This window comes from Nitrospirota bacterium, from assembly GCA_040755395.1.
Lineage (GTDB): Bacteria > Nitrospirota > Nitrospiria > Nitrospirales > Nitrospiraceae > DATLZU01.
Window position 1 is genome coordinate 21,518 of sequence record JBFMAX010000014.1, and the last position, 15,599, is coordinate 37,116.

A 15,599-nucleotide genomic window follows, 5' to 3' on the forward strand; every position below is an offset into this window, starting at 1 on the left:
CGCCTACCTGCCGTGTTCCGGCCGAGATGATTTCCCCTGCACAGTTGTGCAAGCACCTTGGAAGGAAAACGCCACACAGCGACAAGTAGGATTCGTATACAATACACATCCCAACCGGTGAATTTCGCACTGGATCAGTTATGCCCCGCATTCTCATCGGCACGTCGGGTTGGACCTATCCGAGTTGGAAGGGGACTTTCTATCCCGAAGACCTGCCCAGCGCTCGGTTTCTGGAGTTCTACGCCAAGGAGTTCTCCACCACCGAAGTCAATTATTCCTTCTACCATCTCCCTCGGCCGGCGACGTATGAGAAATGGGCGGCGCAGGTGCCGGAGGGGTTTGTCTTCGCGGTCAAGGCCAGCCGGCTGATTACTCATACCAAGCGGCTGGTCGATGTGGAAGACCCCTGGCGCGTCTTCCTGCAAAACGCCCGCTCGCTCGGCCCGCACCTGGGACCGATTCTGTTTCAGTTCCCGCCGTCGTTCCGCTGCGATCTTGCGCGATTGGAGAACTTTCTGAAGATCGCCCAACAGGCGGTCTCCAAATCTCACCAATTGTGCCTCGCCTTCGAGTTCCGCCACGACTCCTGGTTCACGGACGACGTCTATCGCCTGCTGAGCCGGCACGAGGCGGCCTTGTGTATCGCGGATTCGCCCCGCTATCCGCGGAAGGATGTGCTGACCGCCGGGTTCACCTATCTGCGGTTTCACGGGCGGACAAAATTGTTTGCGTCCTGCTATACGAAGAAGGAACTGGCTGAAGAGGCGAAAAAGATCAAACGGTACCTGGGCGACGGGCTCGACGTGTACGCGTATTTCAACAACGATGCGGAAGGTCATGCCGTGGCTAACGCGCGAACGCTGCGAACCCTCGTCGAAGGACGCAGGTTCAGGTGATGCTGCGGATCACCAGAATTGCGTTCGTGGTCACGCTGCTTCTCGGCTTGCCGCTGTTGGGCGTGCTCCTTGCCGGCCAGCCGCTCGAGCGCTACCTGGAATTTCCCCCACGCACCCGCTACGTCGAACATGAGCCGTTCTCTTGGTCAGTGTTTGTGGTGCTGGCGATTGCCATCCTCGGCACGGTCTATCCATTCGTCGTTCGGATCTCCTCGTCCCTCGCGCGGATCTCGGATCTCGGATCTCGTCGGTCCTCGGTGACGCTTCACGCTTCACACGTGACGCGTCACGTCCTGCCTTGGTGGGGCTGGCTGGGGGTTGGGCTGACGGTTGTCGCCTGGGTCTTGGCCTGGAATCGCTTTCCGTGGTTCGAGCTGTTCCAACCGTTCACCTTCACGCCGCTCTGGCTCGGCTACATCCTGGCGGTCAACGCCCGGACGTTTGCCCGGACCGGGCGCTGCATGATGCGGGACCGGCCCCGGTATTTTCTCTTGCTCTTTCCCCTCAGCTCGGCGTTCTGGTGGTTCTTCGAGTATCTCAATCGCTTCGTGCAGAACTGGTACTACATGGGAGTCCAGGAGTTCACGCCGCTCGAGTACTTCATCCATGCGACGATCCCGTTCTCCACGGTGCTTCCGGCCGTGCTCGGGACAACCGAATGGCTGGCATCGTATCCGCGGCTCAGTGCCGGGTTGGACAAGTGGCGGCCGATCCGGATGGTCAACGCGAAGTTGGTCGGCTGGTCTGTCCTGGTGCTGGGATCCGGTGGGCTGATCGGGATCGGCCTCTGGCCGAACTATCTGTTTCCGCTGGTCTGGGTCGCGCCGCTGCTCCTGATCACCGCGCTGCAGACGGTGTTGGGTGAGGAAACCATCTTCTCACCACTGACTCATGGCGATTGGCGGCCGCTTTGGCTGCCCGCCCTGGCCGCGCTGTTGTGCGGCTTCTTTTGGGAGATGTGGAATGTCAAGAGCCTCGCCCACTGGGAGTATGCGATCCCGTTCGTGCACCGGTTTCAAATCTTCCAGATGCCGATCCTCGGCTACGCGGGCTATCTCCCGTTCGGCCTTGAATGCGTGGCGGTCGCGCGGTGGATCTTTCCACGGGAACGCGCTTTGCTTGACGGCCTGGCCGGCAGAGCGGTACAACCTCGCCTCGCGTGACTACGACCGCGTCGGCGTGCCGGTCAATTTTGCGACGATGGCGATCTTGGGCGCCTACTTGTGGCTACGTACCGCATGAACGCCGGCGTGTGCAACCCCGGAGAAGGTCCGGGCCTTCTCCCCGCGGACCCGGCTCGTGACAGATTGGTCGCCGGTCCGCCCGAGGATTCATCCCGCTGCGGCTAAAGGAGAAATCCCACGGTGAATCTGCGCGCGGCGTTGATCTTTCTTGTGCTCGGCTTCATCGGACTGCTGCTCGTGGTGGGGGCGGTCGGTTTCGTCCGATGGCTCAAGGTTTCCTATCCTCGGCGCTTCCGATCGATCCTCGCGGCGCTCGGTGTCTCGGTCGTCGGCCTCGGGTTTTGGGGCTACCGGGAGGCAGCGGAGCGCCCGGCCTTTCACCCGGGCGATCTCATCACGCTGGAAGCGCCGGTCGTCGCTCGTCTCGTTCCGGCCGAGCGCAATGCGTCCAAGACGAGCTGCATCGTGGAGATCTACGAACATCTTGCGGTCGTGGAGGTGGAGAGCGGCACGCTGACGGCGCAGGTGGAGAGCAATACTCGGTCAGGGCCGAGTTTCTGCCCGATCGGAGCCGAAGTGCAGCTCGATCCCGCATGGCTGCATCGCTACACGCTGACGCACCGGCACTCCTGATCTCAACACCGCAGGGCCGTAGCAAACAGCACGCAGCTCGCAGCGAACAGCTTTGTGGAGTAATGGGCTGCAACTCCACGGGGTCATGGGGACTGCCGTCCACAAGTCTCGCTGTGGTGTTCCGAGATGGAACTCAAGGCCATAAGGCCGGCTGAAAGGAAGCCGGCACTGGACGCGGTATGCGCCGAATTTGGACCTATTCGGATTCCGGCTCAGAGGGTTCGGTCGGGAGACCGGGACCGGGGACCCGGTAACGCTCTGCGGCCCACGCGCCCAGATCGATCAGTTGGCAGCGTTCGGAGCAGAACGGCCGCCAGGGATTCCCTTCCCAGGTGGTCGTTTTTCGACAGATTGGGCAGGTCATGGGCGAAATTATACCTCTTTGGCGGGAAGAAGTTTCTGAGGGTAGAAAGGGGAGACACGCGTCAGTGGAAGGACTTTGCGCAGCGGAAACCGATCGTAGCGGACCGTTGGTCCGGCGGCGCCCCGCCGCGAGTGGCCGCCCGCAGCATGTGGGGCTTGCTCTTCCAGGATCCGCCGCGCACACTCTTGTATCGGCTCAGGGACGGTCCGCGTGGATTCCGCTCCGGCATGATGGAATAGTAGTCGAATCCGAACCAATCCTGGACCCACTCAGCCACATTGCCTGCCATGTGGCGGAGCCCGTAGGGGCTCTGTCCTTCTTCTCCGCTGTCCACCGCCGCGACAAGCGGGATCTCATGCACGTGATACTGCCCGAATACGGCCAGTCCCGGCTCGGGCGTCTTGGGGCCCCAGGGGAACAGGTTGCCCTCGCTGCCGCGGGCGGCCTTTTCCCATTCTGCTTCGGTCGGGAGACGCTTTCCCCGCTTGCGGCAGAAATCGTCGGCCTCCGCCCAGGTGACATACATCGCGGGCCAGCGGGCCAAGACATAATCGGGCATCGCGTGGACCGTGATCACGTGCCAGATGAGCCGTTGCAGCTCGTCGGGGATAGACCGGCGCTGTGACCGAAGGTACGCGAGATATTCGGCCAGGCTGACTTCATCGCGGTCTATCTCATAGGCGTCCAGCCAGATGCGCCGCTGCGGCAGCTCGGTGTCGTCGAACTGGGTTTCCAGCCCGTAGGGGTCGTCGTCCTTTCGATTCGTCCCCATGAGGAACCAGCCTTCCGGGACGGCCACCGTCGGAGAGAGCTGAGCCAATGCGGCGATCGCAGCGAGGTGTGCGGGCAGGGCAGTCTTCATGTCCGGCCCCGCGGCGCGCACCAAGGACGGCAGCAGGGCGGCGGTCACGAGCAGGAGGGAAACAACCCGATACTCGGCCGGCCGGTGACGCTCAGAAGGAGGGAGGATACTCACAACTTGTTCGGCGACGAGACGGCTTTGGAAATTTCCGCGATCAGCCGCCGCTCGATCTCCGCGGTTTCCTCGGGGCTGACGGCCAACGCCCGTCCGCCCTGCGCCAGTTTTTCGAACTCCGCTTTCACGCTCAGGCGGGTGACGTTGGAGGGGAGGGCTTGCAGCGAGACGAGATACTGGTTCCGAAATCCGGAGACTTCCAATGACGCCGGCGCCGACACCTTTCGCTCCGTCACGTAAACGGCCTTCTGGTCGGTCTTCACGCTCACCTTGACCGTATAGCCGTTGCGCGCCAGGGCCTCCTCGGCGGCCTTGCTGACCGCCGCCAGCGGGCGCGGCAGCTCCTCCACCTGGGCGCCTTTCTCGTCCACGCGGAGATTTTGCGACACCTGGGCGTTGGTCGCGGCGGTGCGCTGCACCTGCGCGGCGAGCTTCCTCGCTTCCGCCGCCTGGGCCTCCAGCTTGGCCGTCAGAGCCTTCACCTCGGCTTCGGCTCGTTCCGCCTCTTTCTTGGCATCGCGCAGTTCTCGATTGAGGAGGTCGATCTGCTGCTGCATCACCTTGTTGCCGTCCTGCAGCGAGACGACCACCGACTCCTGCTTCGCCACCTGCTTACGGAGGTTGTCGTTCTCGATCCTGAGCGGAGAGTCGTCCGGCTTGCAGCCAGCGATCCAGGCGCCGGTGATAAGCAAGAGCGCTGCGGGGAGCGAACGGGACGATCGCCGGGACGGCTCGATGAGAACGCTCCTTTGCGACATGCTGACCCGATTATCCATGCTTCAGCGTCGCTTGTCTATCCCGTTGGCCCGCCCGTTCGCCCGCAAGCGCGTTGGTTTGACTGCCTGTGGCGCGCACGTTATGCTCCCGGCATGCGGGCAAGAACGCTGGCTCCGTTCATGCTGGCCGGTTGGGCGTGGATGATCGCGCCCGCGCTGGGGACCGCTTCCGACCGGCAGGCGGAGCCGCCCGACTCGGTTCCCGCCGAGGACTATTCGATCTACGATGTCGTCGTGCGGTCCAAGTTCGTGACCTCCGCGACGCAACTCGTGGTCATCGAGCGGTTGACGGCCACGACGCTGTATCCGGAACAGGACAAGCCGACGCCCCGCGCGTCGCTCGAGCAGAATGCGTACTTTGAAGGGCGGCTCCCTGCGGAGCTGATGAAAGATTTCGTGATGAAGAACAGCCGTCCGTTCAGGCTGGAGTCACGGTTCGACTTCGGCGTGCGTTACCGGTTCGTGTCCGGTGACGGAGCCGAGCAACCGGAAGTCTCGCTCGCGCCGATCCCCGTGGCGTTTCCGCGCAGGGACCTGGTGCAGGAGGGGCCTCTCCCGGTGATCGACCGGCTGGCGTTCTCGCGTGTGGCGTTCACGTCGCGCAAGGATCAGGCCCTCGTCTATGTGGCCAACACCCGTCCCGACGGCACAGGCGCGGGCTTTCTCTTCTGGCTGCACAAACCGGCCGGCACATGGGAGATCGTCGACACCGAGGTGCTGTGGGTGGCGCAGGTCGACGGGCCGCCTCAGGGAGAACGCTGACTTGAGATTCGACACGGATGAGCGATAGCATCAAGCGGGATAAGGAACTGGTGACGTGAGCGGGTGAAACAAGGCGAGGGATGGTCGCTGAACGATGACCGGGATGATCCGCAAGACCTTCTCCGTTCCTCCGTTGGGCTGTAACTGTTCCATCATCGGGGACCCCGTCACCAAACGGGCGATCGTGGTCGATCCGGGAGGCGCGCCCGAGCGGATCCTCCGAGAGGTGCAGGATCTGGGATTGACCGTCGTGAGCGTCCTCCACACGCACGCCCATTTTGACCATTTCCTCGCATCAGGCGAGATCAAGAAAGCCACCGGGGCGGCGCTGTGTCTGCATCCCGACGATCGGGATCTCTGGCGGATGCTCGACGTCCAGTGCCGCGTATTCGGCGTGCCCTACGTGCCGGTGCCGCCTCCGGACTACTGGTTACAGGACGAAGAAAAGATCATCGTAGGCGGGCTCGAAGGCCTGGCGCTGCATACGCCCGGCCACACGCCCGGGTCGATGAGCTTTCACTTTCCGGCGGAGAAGCTGCTGCTCGCCGGCGATACGCTGTTTCGGGGAGGGATCGGGCGGACGGACCTGTGGGGCGGGGATTTCGACGCGATCGAGCGGTCCATCCGCGAGCGCCTCTATACGTTGGACGAAACGACGCGTGTGATCACCGGTCATGGACCGGACACGGAGATCGGCCTGGAACGGGAATCCAACCCGTTTGTCCGGGCGTAAGCAGGAGCCTTTCGGCGCTTCAGCCGAAGGAGGGAACCATGAAACATCTCGGTCGGTCGATGCAGGTGTGGCTGGTCTTCATCGTCGTAGCCGGTTTGCCGGGGTCGGTCTCCCGCGCGCAAACCGAGCCGCCAAGTCCTCCGTCTTCTTCGCAGGTGACGATCTCGGACGTGCAGGTCCGGCTTTCGGATCATGGGCCGGTGGTTCTCCTCAAGGCCGAGGGCAAGACCATTCCCATCTTCGTGGACATGACGGTCGCCAGCTCCATCTACGGCGCGCTCACGGGCGAGAAGATGCCGCGGCCCATGTCGCACGACCTGATGCATTCGATTCTCGAAGCCTTCGGCGGAAAGGTGACGCAGACCGTGATTACGTTGAAAGGCGGTACCTATTACGGCGCGCTGACGGTGGCGTTCAAAGACCAGGTGAAGGTGTTCGACAGCCGATCCTCCGACTCCATCGCGCTGGCCATTCACTTCAAGGCGCCGATCATCGTCAGCCGGGAATTGTTGGATTCGGCGGGCAAGGTGCTGACCCCCGAGAGCAAGGCGCAGACGTTGTAACGCTTACTCTTTCGCCATCCGCTCATCAAGCAGCTTGAGGCGCTTTTCGGTCGCTTGCTTGATGAAGGCGATGTTTTCCTGCAGGTGTTGCTCCGCGGTGATTTTGCCTTCTTCCCGGCGTTTCTGCTGCGCCAACCCGAACCGCGCGACTTCGGCCTCGCCCTGCTCGTTCAACTCTTTCCAGATCGCCGCGCACCGCACCTGTTTGTTGGTGGGATAGCGGTCGCATGGCGGCTCCGCCGCGGCCGGACTCCCGATCCAGAAGAGGGAAAGCAGTGAAAAGAAGCACGTCCACCATCCGCGTGCGCCCGATTCGTGCATGATGGACCTCCCGTGAAACGCGGTCGAACGACTGCGGACGCCGAGTCAAGGAGATTGAGGCGGGAGAGAGTCGCCCGACGCCTGCTTCGCCAAGGTGACGCGGATCTCGTCGTCGAAGGCGTAGTAGCCGCCGTCGCGGCGGTCTTTCTGGATGCAGTTGACGATGAAGATGAGGCAGACCACATTGCCCATCACCCACCAGGACATCCCGCGCTCGATTTTGATGGTCGCCGGTTCGTACCCGTCTTTCTCCACGATCGCGACATGGTCGGATTTCCGGTTCAACGACACCGTGCCCGGCGCGATGACGCGCAGATAGTCGTCGATGACGACGTTGGCTTCCGGCGGATCGGTGAAAATCGTCACGGACTGACGGTCGGAATTGATGCTCGTGGCGCAACTTGACAGGGCGAGCATGATCCCGGCCAGCGCGTGAAGGGGCGGACGCAGCGAAACTCTCCTCATATCTTCATCGCCTCCTTGACTTCTTCCAGCGTCTGATGCGCGACGGCCGCTGCGCGCCGGCTGCCGTCCTGGACGATGTCGTCGAGCTCGCTCGGGTGTTTCGTCAACTTGCCGCGCGCTTCCCAGATGGGCGCCATGCGCTCCACGATCCGATCCGCCACCAGTTTCTTGCAGTCGATGCAGCCGATCGCCGCGGTGCGGCATTCGCGGTTGACCCGGTCGATGACGGGCTGAGGCGAGAAAATTTTGTGGAAATCGAAGACCGGGCAAACGTCGGGGTTGCCGGGATCGTTGCGGCGGACCCTCGCCGGATCCGTGACCATCGTCTTGAGTTTCTGCCGGACCGTCGGCTCGGGATCCGACAGGTTGATCGTGTTCCCGTAGCTCTTGCTCATTTTACGGCCGTCGGTGCCGAGGACCTTCGGGAACCGGGTGAGATGTTCCATCGGTTCGGGGAAGACCGGCTTGTAGAGACTGTTGAACCGTCGCGCCAATTCGCGAGTAAGCTCCAGATGGGGCAACTGGTCCTTTCCGACCGGGACGTAGTCGGGTTTGTACAGGAGGATATCCGCCGCCTGAAGCACGGGATACCCGAGGAAGCCGTAGGTGCTGAGGTCGCGCTCTTTGATCTCTTCCTGTTTTTCCTTGTAGGTGGGGTTTCGTTCCAGCCAGGAGATCGGGATGATCATCGAGAACAGCAGGTGCAGGATCGCATGCTCCGACACGCGGGACTGGATGAAGACCGTGGATCGTTTCGGATCGATGCCGGCCGCCAGCCAGTCGATCAGGAGTTCGCGCACGAATTCCCGGATCCGGCTGGTGTCGGCGTAATTGGTGGACAGCGCGTGCCAGTCGGCGACGAAAAAGTAGCAGTCATACTGCTCTTGCAGCGCTTTCCAGTTGTCGAGGGCGCCCAGCAGGTTCCCCAAATGCAGCAGGCCGCTGGGCTGCATGCCGCTCAGGACGCGCTTTCGCTGTGTGGTCATGCTCCACTCAGAACGGTGGTGAGCAGTGTTCCGGCCATCACGTTGACCAGTGTGCCGGTGATCGTTCGAATGACGTGAATCTGCGGGTCGAATGCGATCAGCGCAACGATGATTAGCATGCCATAGGGCTCCAGCCTGGCCAGAGCCAACGCAGGACGAGCGGGCAGGAGGCTCGTCAGGACGCGCCCGCCGTCGAGCGGAGGAATCGGGATGAGATTGAAGACCATCAACAGGATGTTGATGAACACCGAGTACAGCGCCATCGCCGCGATCGGCAACAGCAACATGCCGAGCCAGTCGCGTCGCGGTTCTTGGCCCGGCTGCGGCGGCCAGGACGCCATGAGCGTCGGATCGATCAAGATCAAGACGCTCAGCAAGACAGCGCTGGCGATCGCCAGTGCGAGGTTCATCCCCGGTCCGGCCGCCGCCACCAGCGCCATGTCGCGACGCGGGTTGTCGAGTCGTCTGGGATCGATCGGGACAGGTTTCGCCCAGCCCAGAAAAAGCCCACCGGGCATAAGGAGACAGATCAGCGGCAGAATCACTGTGCCGAACGGGTCGATATGCGCGAGCGGATTGATCGTCAGCCGTCCTGCCAGCTTGGCGGTGGGATCGCCATAGTGATTGGCGACCCAGCCGTGCGCGTACTCATGGAGCACCATGGCCAACATCAGCGGAAGAGCCATGTAGGAGAGGGTATGAAGAATCTGGGTGAGCGAGTTCATGGAGCCGCGCTTCCGTCCGATCGAGTTTATTCCACCTGCACGAATCTGCCCTGTTTCACTTGGATCACGAACACGCGACGGTTGAGCGTACCTCCGGCGTCGAAACCGGCCGGCCCGGCCAACGTCGGCAGATCCTGCTGCAACGCCAGATAGTCCCGCACGGCTTCGCCCGATGCCGCCCCTTTCCGAATGGCCTCCAGCACGAGGCGCGCGGCTTCGTAGGCCTGAGCTGCGAACAGCGTGGGACTGGTCTGAAACCGCCGCTGATAGCGTTCGACGAAATCCTGCACGTTTGCGAGAGGACTGTCAATAAAGAATCCGTCGACAAAGACGCCGCCGTCGATGGTACGGTCGGCCAGGCGGGGGAAGTCGGGCGAGTTCCAGCCGTTCGCGCCCAGCAGCGGAACTTTGATGTCGTGGAACACAAGCTGCGCTGCGATCAGCGCCACCTCGATGGAACGGCCGGGGACAAACACCGCGTCGAATCCCGGCGTATAGATGACGCGCTTGGCGCCCTTCATTGTCTTGCCGTTTTCCACCGGAACGGCGATCCCGTACTTCTTCAGGTCTTCCGCTTGGAGTCGTTTGATCTGGGGGCCGAAGTCCGTTTCGCCTTCTTTGTAGGATTCGACCGCGACAATCTCTCCGTTATGTCGGCGCACCTCCTGTGCAAACAGCCGGGCCAGTTCGCGGCCGTAGACCGTGTCCGGATGGAGGATGCAGAACCGACGGTACCCCGGCTCTCCGGTCGCATAGTCCGCGATGCGCTTCGCTTGGAGCGGATAGGTGAGCGCCGTGCTGAAGACATAGGCGCCCAAGCGGCGGACGTTCGGAAAGGTGGCGGCCGGCGTGATGACCGGGATTTTGGTCCGCTCGGCCAACTCCGCCATCACCGGAAGATTCTTCGAGAGCAGCGGCCCGATGACGGCCAACGGCCGGTCTTCGAACAACAGATCAGTGAGGTCGTTGAGAAACGTCGCGCGATCGGCTTCGCTGTCCTTGACGATCAGTCCGACCGAGGCGAGCCCTAAACTGTCCTTGCCTTTCTCCAGCGCCAGTTGAATCCCGTTGAGGACTTCGGCGCCGAACGGCGCGAGTTTGCCGGAGAGCGGGAGCACCGCGGCGATCACGTGCTGATACGACTTGAGCTTGGCCTTGAATGAGGCGAGCAGGTCTGACGCCTTGGCCGCAAACTCATGGTTGGGAAAACGTCGCACGAAGAGCCGGATGTTCCGTTCGGCCAGATGGTCCTCGCCCTTGGCTGTTTGCAGTTCGATGAGCCGGATCAACGCGATGTCGCCGGGAAACGACTTCGGGTAGGCGTCGCGCAGGCGAATGAGGGTTTTTCGGTCGAGCTGCTCCCTGACCAATTCCTGGATACGGTTCTTTATTTCAGCCGCCTGCTCTTCCGGGCTCAGTTCGATTTCATCCAGCCAGGCTTGAACGGCGCGCAGATGATCCTTTTTTTGAAGCTGTAGCTCGCCCGTCAGCCGGAGCGCTTCGCGTTTCGTCTCGAGATCGGATGAGAGACTCCGGATTTCGGCCAACACGGGCAACGCGAGATCGAGATTGCCCAAGGCCGCCTGAGAGCGCGCCAGCATCAGGCGCGCACGATCGGCCAGATCGGACGTCGGAAGCTCGCCGAGAAGCTGGTTCAAATACCTGATCGCCTCGCCGTACTCCTTCGTGTGATACAACGCGGCGCCGAGCAGGAGATACGCGTCATCCAAGTGTTCGGGTTTCGGAGAAGCGCCGATGAAGCTCTTGAGCAGAGGCACCGCCGCGTCGGCCCGTTGAGTTTCGATCAGCCGTTTGGCTTGGTCCAAGACGACGGGGATGGACTGGTTTCCCGGGGATTTGCCCCGTTCAGCGCGGGTCGGGCGGGGCGAAGGCTCCGTCGCGCCGAAAGTCGTGGAGGCGTCGGCAAGGGCGAACGATAACAACAGGACGACGAACGGAGAAACGAACGTCGAACCGGCGAGGGGGCGAAAGAAAAGCGGATTGGACATCGCCTTCGATAATCATCATAGCGGACGCTCACGCCGCGACACAGCTACTATAGGAAAGGCTCGGAGGGGTGTCAAGGTCAAGTCCTCGGCGGCATTGTGTTCCGTTCGGGGCTTGGCTATAGTCGCCGTCAAACCGCATGACACGCGGACTTCGCCGGGCGAGATGAGCAGAATGGATCGAGATGGGAATCCGCCGGCATGCGTCGAGGCTCGACCGCATGCGGTGATGGCCGGCTTGATCGAGCGGTATTGGAGCTATCTCCGGGTTGAAGGCGGACTCTCGACGCTGACGCTGGAGGCCTACCGACGCGACCTGGAGAAGTTTGCATCCTTTCTGCTCGGTCAGAAGATCCGGAGCCCGGCCGACGTCACGCGACACACGATAGCGGAGTTTCTCATTCATCTGAAGCGGCTGCGGCTGGCTCCGGCCTCGACGGCTCGTTGCTTGTCGGCGCTTCGAGGGTTTTTTCGGTTTCTCGTGCGAGAACGGTTGGTGCGGGAAAATCCGATGGTCGGGCTGAACAGTCCGCACCGGGGGACGCGCCTGCCGGCCGTGCTGACACAACACGAAGTGACCGCCTTGCTGGAATGGGCGGGCAAGTCCGGACCGGAAGATGTGCGTGACGCCGCGATGATTGAATTATTGTACGCGACGGGCGTGCGGGTTTCGGAATTGGTCGGCCTCCGGATGACCGACCTCAACCTGGATTCGGGTTACGTGCTGGCGACGGGGAAGGGTTCCAAACAACGGCTGGTGCCGATGGGAGAAATCGCGAAGCGCAAGATCATGCGCTATTTGCGGAGCGGGCGAGCCGAGTTGCTCAAGAACCGGGAATCGGCCTATGTCTTCATCACGCGTCGAGGACGGCCGCTGACCCGGCAAGGGTTTTGGAAATTGTTGCGCCTCCGCGCCGCCGCCGCAGGCATCCCCAAAACGATTTCGCCGCATATGTTGCGTCACTCGTTCGCCACGCATCTGTTGGACCGCGGCGCCGATCTCCGCTCGGTCCAGGCGATGTTGGGTCATGCGAACATTGCGACGACGCAGATCTACACGCACGTCGAACGCGAACGATTGAAGCGACTGCATGCACAGTTTTTCCCGCGCAAGCAGCGCCGCCGCATGCCGGGCCCGACGGCTTGAACGAGATGGAACATGCAGGGGTGATCCGACACGAAGGCGGTTGTGCAAGAAAGGTGCGAGATTCGGTTGACAAGGTATGCCGGACTTGATAGCATCCGCAACCATTCGGGCTATCAAGGAAATTAGGCGGATAGCTCAGTCGGGAGAGCGCTGCCCTTACAAGGCAGAGGTCACAGGTTCAATCCCTGTTCCGCCTACCAGGTCGGCGGACAGAGGGCCTCAGCGGTGGGGGCAGAGCCTGAAGACTTAAGCGCAGCAGGAACTCACAGGAACAGTAAGCATCGACCACTCCAGACCTCTACCGGGAGCCGGTCGAATTGTGAGGACGTCCAGTTTCTTCTCTACCTCTGATCTGCGCGGGGCCGTCGTTCAGCTTGGTTTAGGACGCCAGATTGTCAATCTGGAGGTCGCGGGTTCAAATCCCGTCGGCCCCGCCACATATCTCAGTCTCAGCCCTCTGTCGAGTGGATGTGAATCCGCGACGGAGGGTTCCGAAGGGGATCGGTCCCCTTCGTGGGGAGCGTACGAGGGGGCTGGCCCCCTCGGTAGGAGCCGGCGAGACGCCCTTCAGGGTCGAGCTGGCGACAGAGCGGGCTCAAATCCCGTCGGCCCCGCCCTCTTTCCCCTACGATCGGATTCGTTTAGGTGGGCTGTTCATTTCTTGACAGAGGAGGAGAAGCTCTAGAGTAATGATGTTTCAATCGGGCCTGACGGGGCTTATCGGTTCTCTCGGACTTGTCTCAAAGGTTATTCTGCTCCTGCTTTTTCTCTTCTCCGTTATTTCCTGGGCCGTGATTCTGTACAAGTGGCGCGTTTTCCGCACAATTGATCGAGAAGACCAACGCTTCCTGACCGCCTTCGCGAAGAGCAAGGATTCCGATGAACTGCGGCGGCAAGCGCGCCGGGCGATCGGAAGCCCAAGCGCCAGTGTTTTCATGGGGTTAATGGATCGGCTGGACACCGGACAAGCAGAGGAATCAGGCGGCCGACTTTCTCACCTGCGTAGCCAGGAGGGCGGGGATGATCCTGGCAGCTTGGATCGACAATATATCGAGCGGACTGTGGCATATATCGTGCAGAATCAGATCGCTCAATTAGAGGCGTACTTGCCGTTCTTGGCCACCACGGGAAACATTACTCCGTTTATCGGCTTGCTCGGCACTGTCTTGGGGATTATTGATTCGTTCAGGGAGATCGGGCTCCAGGGAACGGCCAGCATCGCGGCTGTGGCGCCGGGAGTGGCGGAGGCGCTGATCGCCACGGCGGCCGGACTGTTCACGGCTATTCCCGCGGTGATTGCGTATAATTATTACTTGACGCGCATTCGCCGGACGGCGTTCCGCCTGGAAACGTTCAGCGTCGATCTGCTGAACTCGGTCCAGACCCAGAGGAGACAGGCCGGCTTGGGGGTCCGATGACGATCTTTGAGACCAGGCATCGGCGCTTCCTCGCCGAAATCAATGTCATTCCGCTGGTCGACGTCGTTCTGGTCCTGTTGGTGATTTTTATGGTGACGGCCCCCATGCTGTATCGCGGCATCGACATCAAACTCCCGGCCTCCGCGACCAACACGATCAAGCCGGAGATGCGCGTCGTCTTGACGATCGAGAAGGATCAACGACTCTATCTCGATAAGGACGCGGTGAGCGTCGCGCAGCTTGAACGCCGTCTCAAGTCGCTGAAGGAACAGAACTCGGAGGTGTCGGTGTACTTGCGGGCCGATCGCGAGGTGCCGTACGGGATCGTCGTGCAGGTGATGGACGGCGTGAAGCGGGCGGGGATCGAAAAACTCGGCATGGTGACCGATCCCGTCGTCGGAGAACGAGTGATGGAACAGCAGGTCACGCCAGCGAATCGTCCTAAAAGGACGCTCTGAAAAGGACGCTCTGACTCACGGCTCTTATGGCGACGCATGCGCTCCCCCATCTGCTGCCCCTTGCGCTCAGCGCGGACCAGCGCGATGCGTTGGGCGTGCGGTTGAAATGGACCGTGATCGCCTCGCTGGCGTTGCACGTGTGCGTACTGCTCGCGGCTTCGGGGATGCGATTCATGCAACACGGTGAACGTCCGCTGGCGTCGGTGCAGGTCTCGCTGGTGACGATGCCGGCCCCCGCCCGGCCGACTGAGATTCCTCCTGCGCGGCAAGCCGATGCGATGAAGCCTCACAAGGTTGTCCAGCCGACTGTTCCGCCGCCTCCGGTCAAGTCCGCGCCGCCGGTCCCGGCTGCGGCAGCCAAGCCGGTCGCGCCGGCGCCGGTCCTGCCTCCGCCGGTGCGAAGCGACGCGCCCGGCGCCCGACGGTCGTCGGGGGACGTGATGCGTGACGTCTTGAAGGGCATCGAGTTGCCGCCCGATGCGCCGAAATTCGGCGAACTGAGCCCGGCCAAACCCGTGACTCCATCGCAGCGGGTGGATGTGCCGCGGCCCGACCGCGCTCCCGAAAAAGTCAACAGCGACATCGATACGCTCTTGGGCAAGTTAAGAGTTCCCGACGTGACGCCCATGACGCCGGCGGCTCCCAAGGAGCCGGTCAAGACGGCGCAGGTGCAACCGCGCCAGCCGTCGTTGGCCGAACAGTTCGACCAAGAGTTGGAGGAAGAGATCAAGAAGCTCCGGTCCATACCGCGTTCCGTCAAGCCGGTCGAGCCGCCGCAAGAGGCCAAACCGATGCCGGAACCGGCAGTCAAGCAGGCCCCGGCGGCTGTGGCCAAGGTGCCGACCGTCCGGAGCCCCGAAACGTCCATGAAGGTCTCTTCGACAGGGCCCGGGTCCAATCGCTACCTCGCCAGGGTGCAGCAGAAGATCAGCAGCCTCTGGACGGCTCCGCCGGTCGATGTCCCGGAGAAGGCGCTTACCGTCGTGGTAAAGTTTAGGCTGCACCGCAGCGGGTCGGTCAGCAATGTGATCATCGAGCAGTCGTCCGGAAACGACTATTACGATCTGGCGGGAAAACGCGCGGTCTTGAGCGCCAACCCGCTCCCCGCGTTTCCCCCGGAGATGACGGAGTCGTATCTGGACGCCCACTTCAGTTTTACGGTCGGAGAGCAGGTCGGTTGACTCTC

At 62.0% G+C, this 15,599-nt stretch carries 18 protein-coding genes and 2 tRNA genes; 12 read left to right on the plus strand and 8 right to left on the minus strand.

Going from position 1 to position 15,599, the window contains the following annotated elements; genetic code table 11:
• Positions 1 to 140: 140 nt before the first annotated feature.
• The 3 genes from AB1555_16790 (at position 141) to AB1555_16800 (ending at position 2,713) form a co-directional block, all read left to right on the plus strand.
• On the plus strand, positions 141 to 896 hold the full coding sequence (locus AB1555_16790; protein MEW6248347.1) for a DUF72 domain-containing protein: 756 nt from the start codon (positions 141 to 143) through the stop codon (positions 894 to 896).
• Positions 893 to 2,059 carry a hypothetical protein gene (locus AB1555_16795; protein ID MEW6248348.1) on the plus strand — a complete coding sequence of 389 codons (1,167 nt, stop codon included), beginning with the start codon at positions 893 to 895 and terminating at the stop codon, positions 2,057 to 2,059. Before AB1555_16790 ends, AB1555_16795 begins: the two co-directional genes overlap by 4 nt.
• Positions 2,060 to 2,260: 201 nt before the next feature.
• Positions 2,261 to 2,713 carry a hypothetical protein gene (locus tag AB1555_16800; protein MEW6248349.1) on the plus strand — a complete coding sequence of 151 codons (453 nt, stop codon included), beginning with the start codon at positions 2,261 to 2,263 and terminating at the stop codon, positions 2,711 to 2,713.
• Between the two features lie 196 nt (positions 2,714 to 2,909).
• Here the strand turns inward: AB1555_16800 and AB1555_16805 are convergent, their stop codons facing one another.
• From AB1555_16805 to AB1555_16815, 3 genes are all read right to left on the minus strand, one after another.
• A complete protein-coding gene (locus AB1555_16805; protein ID MEW6248350.1) occupies positions 2,910 to 3,077 on the minus strand; it encodes a DNA gyrase inhibitor YacG in 168 nt (55 codons plus the stop codon).
• A 61-nt stretch (positions 3,078 to 3,138) separates the two neighbouring features.
• Entirely contained in the window at positions 3,139 to 4,053 is a 915-nt protein-coding gene (locus tag AB1555_16810; GenBank protein ID MEW6248351.1) for an SUMF1/EgtB/PvdO family nonheme iron enzyme, read from the minus strand.
• A complete protein-coding gene (locus AB1555_16815) occupies positions 4,050 to 4,811 on the minus strand; it encodes a hypothetical protein (GenBank protein ID MEW6248352.1) in 762 nt (253 codons plus the stop codon). Before AB1555_16815 ends, AB1555_16810 begins: the two co-directional genes overlap by 4 nt.
• Before the next feature lie 111 nt (positions 4,812 to 4,922).
• Between AB1555_16815 and AB1555_16820 the strand changes: the two genes are divergently transcribed.
• The 3 genes from AB1555_16820 to AB1555_16830 all read left to right on the plus strand — a co-directional run bounded on the left by AB1555_16820 (position 4,923) and on the right by AB1555_16830 (position 6,887).
• Positions 4,923 to 5,591 (plus strand): hypothetical protein, encoded by a 669-nt coding sequence (locus tag AB1555_16820; protein ID MEW6248353.1) that lies wholly within the window; start codon positions 4,923 to 4,925, stop codon positions 5,589 to 5,591.
• A 103-nt stretch (positions 5,592 to 5,694) separates the two neighbouring features.
• On the plus strand, positions 5,695 to 6,324 hold the full coding sequence (locus tag AB1555_16825) for an MBL fold metallo-hydrolase (protein ID MEW6248354.1): 630 nt from the start codon (positions 5,695 to 5,697) through the stop codon (positions 6,322 to 6,324).
• A 38-nt stretch (positions 6,325 to 6,362) separates the two neighbouring features.
• On the plus strand, positions 6,363 to 6,887 hold the full coding sequence (locus AB1555_16830) for a bifunctional nuclease family protein (GenBank protein MEW6248355.1): 525 nt from the start codon (positions 6,363 to 6,365) through the stop codon (positions 6,885 to 6,887).
• Positions 6,888 to 6,890: 3 nt separating this feature from the next.
• Here AB1555_16830 and AB1555_16835 read toward each other — a convergent pair whose 3' ends face one another.
• The 5 genes from AB1555_16835 to AB1555_16855 are packed head-to-tail and all read right to left on the minus strand — an operon-like array spanning position 6,891 to position 11,393.
• Positions 6,891 to 7,208, minus strand: coding sequence for a hypothetical protein (locus tag AB1555_16835; protein MEW6248356.1), 318 nt, complete (start codon positions 7,206 to 7,208; stop codon positions 6,891 to 6,893).
• A 45-nt stretch (positions 7,209 to 7,253) separates the two neighbouring features.
• Positions 7,254 to 7,673 carry a PEGA domain-containing protein gene (locus tag AB1555_16840; GenBank protein MEW6248357.1) on the minus strand — a complete coding sequence of 140 codons (420 nt, stop codon included), beginning with the start codon at positions 7,671 to 7,673 and terminating at the stop codon, positions 7,254 to 7,256.
• Positions 7,670 to 8,659 carry a tryptophan--tRNA ligase gene (gene trpS / locus AB1555_16845; protein ID MEW6248358.1) on the minus strand — a complete coding sequence of 330 codons (990 nt, stop codon included), beginning with the start codon at positions 8,657 to 8,659 and terminating at the stop codon, positions 7,670 to 7,672. The genes AB1555_16840 and trpS overlap by 4 nt, the downstream gene beginning before the upstream one ends.
• The gene (locus AB1555_16850) at positions 8,656 to 9,384 is read right to left on the minus strand and encodes a site-2 protease family protein (GenBank protein MEW6248359.1); all 729 of its coding nucleotides are present in this window, start codon (positions 9,382 to 9,384) and stop codon (positions 8,656 to 8,658) included. The genes trpS and AB1555_16850 overlap by 4 nt, the downstream gene beginning before the upstream one ends.
• Positions 9,385 to 9,410: 26 nt before the next feature.
• Positions 9,411 to 11,393 carry a penicillin-binding protein activator gene (locus tag AB1555_16855; protein ID MEW6248360.1) on the minus strand — a complete coding sequence of 661 codons (1,983 nt, stop codon included), beginning with the start codon at positions 11,391 to 11,393 and terminating at the stop codon, positions 9,411 to 9,413.
• 172 nt (positions 11,394 to 11,565) lie between these two features.
• On the opposite strand from AB1555_16855, the gene xerD reads away from it, so the two are divergent.
• The 6 genes from xerD (at position 11,566) to AB1555_16885 (ending at position 15,594) form a co-directional block, all read left to right on the plus strand.
• Complete coding sequence (gene xerD / locus AB1555_16860; protein ID MEW6248361.1) at positions 11,566 to 12,537, plus strand: site-specific tyrosine recombinase XerD; 972 nt, start codon at positions 11,566 to 11,568, stop codon at positions 12,535 to 12,537.
• 124 nt (positions 12,538 to 12,661) lie between these two features.
• Positions 12,662 to 12,737 (plus strand) — tRNA-Val (locus AB1555_16865).
• Positions 12,738 to 12,895: 158 nt separating this feature from the next.
• Positions 12,896 to 12,974: transfer RNA gene (locus AB1555_16870), tRNA-Asp, on the plus strand.
• Between the two features lie 252 nt (positions 12,975 to 13,226).
• Positions 13,227 to 13,955, plus strand: a complete 729-nt coding sequence (locus AB1555_16875; GenBank protein MEW6248362.1) for a MotA/TolQ/ExbB proton channel family protein — start codon at positions 13,227 to 13,229, stop codon at positions 13,953 to 13,955.
• Positions 13,952 to 14,413, plus strand: a complete 462-nt coding sequence (locus AB1555_16880) for a biopolymer transporter ExbD (protein ID MEW6248363.1) — start codon at positions 13,952 to 13,954, stop codon at positions 14,411 to 14,413. Before AB1555_16875 ends, AB1555_16880 begins: the two co-directional genes overlap by 4 nt.
• A 26-nt stretch (positions 14,414 to 14,439) precedes the next feature.
• Positions 14,440 to 15,594: a TonB family protein gene (locus AB1555_16885; protein MEW6248364.1), complete on the plus strand. Its 1,155-nt coding sequence runs from the start codon at positions 14,440 to 14,442 to the stop codon at positions 15,592 to 15,594.
• Positions 15,595 to 15,599: the final 5 nt, after the last annotated feature.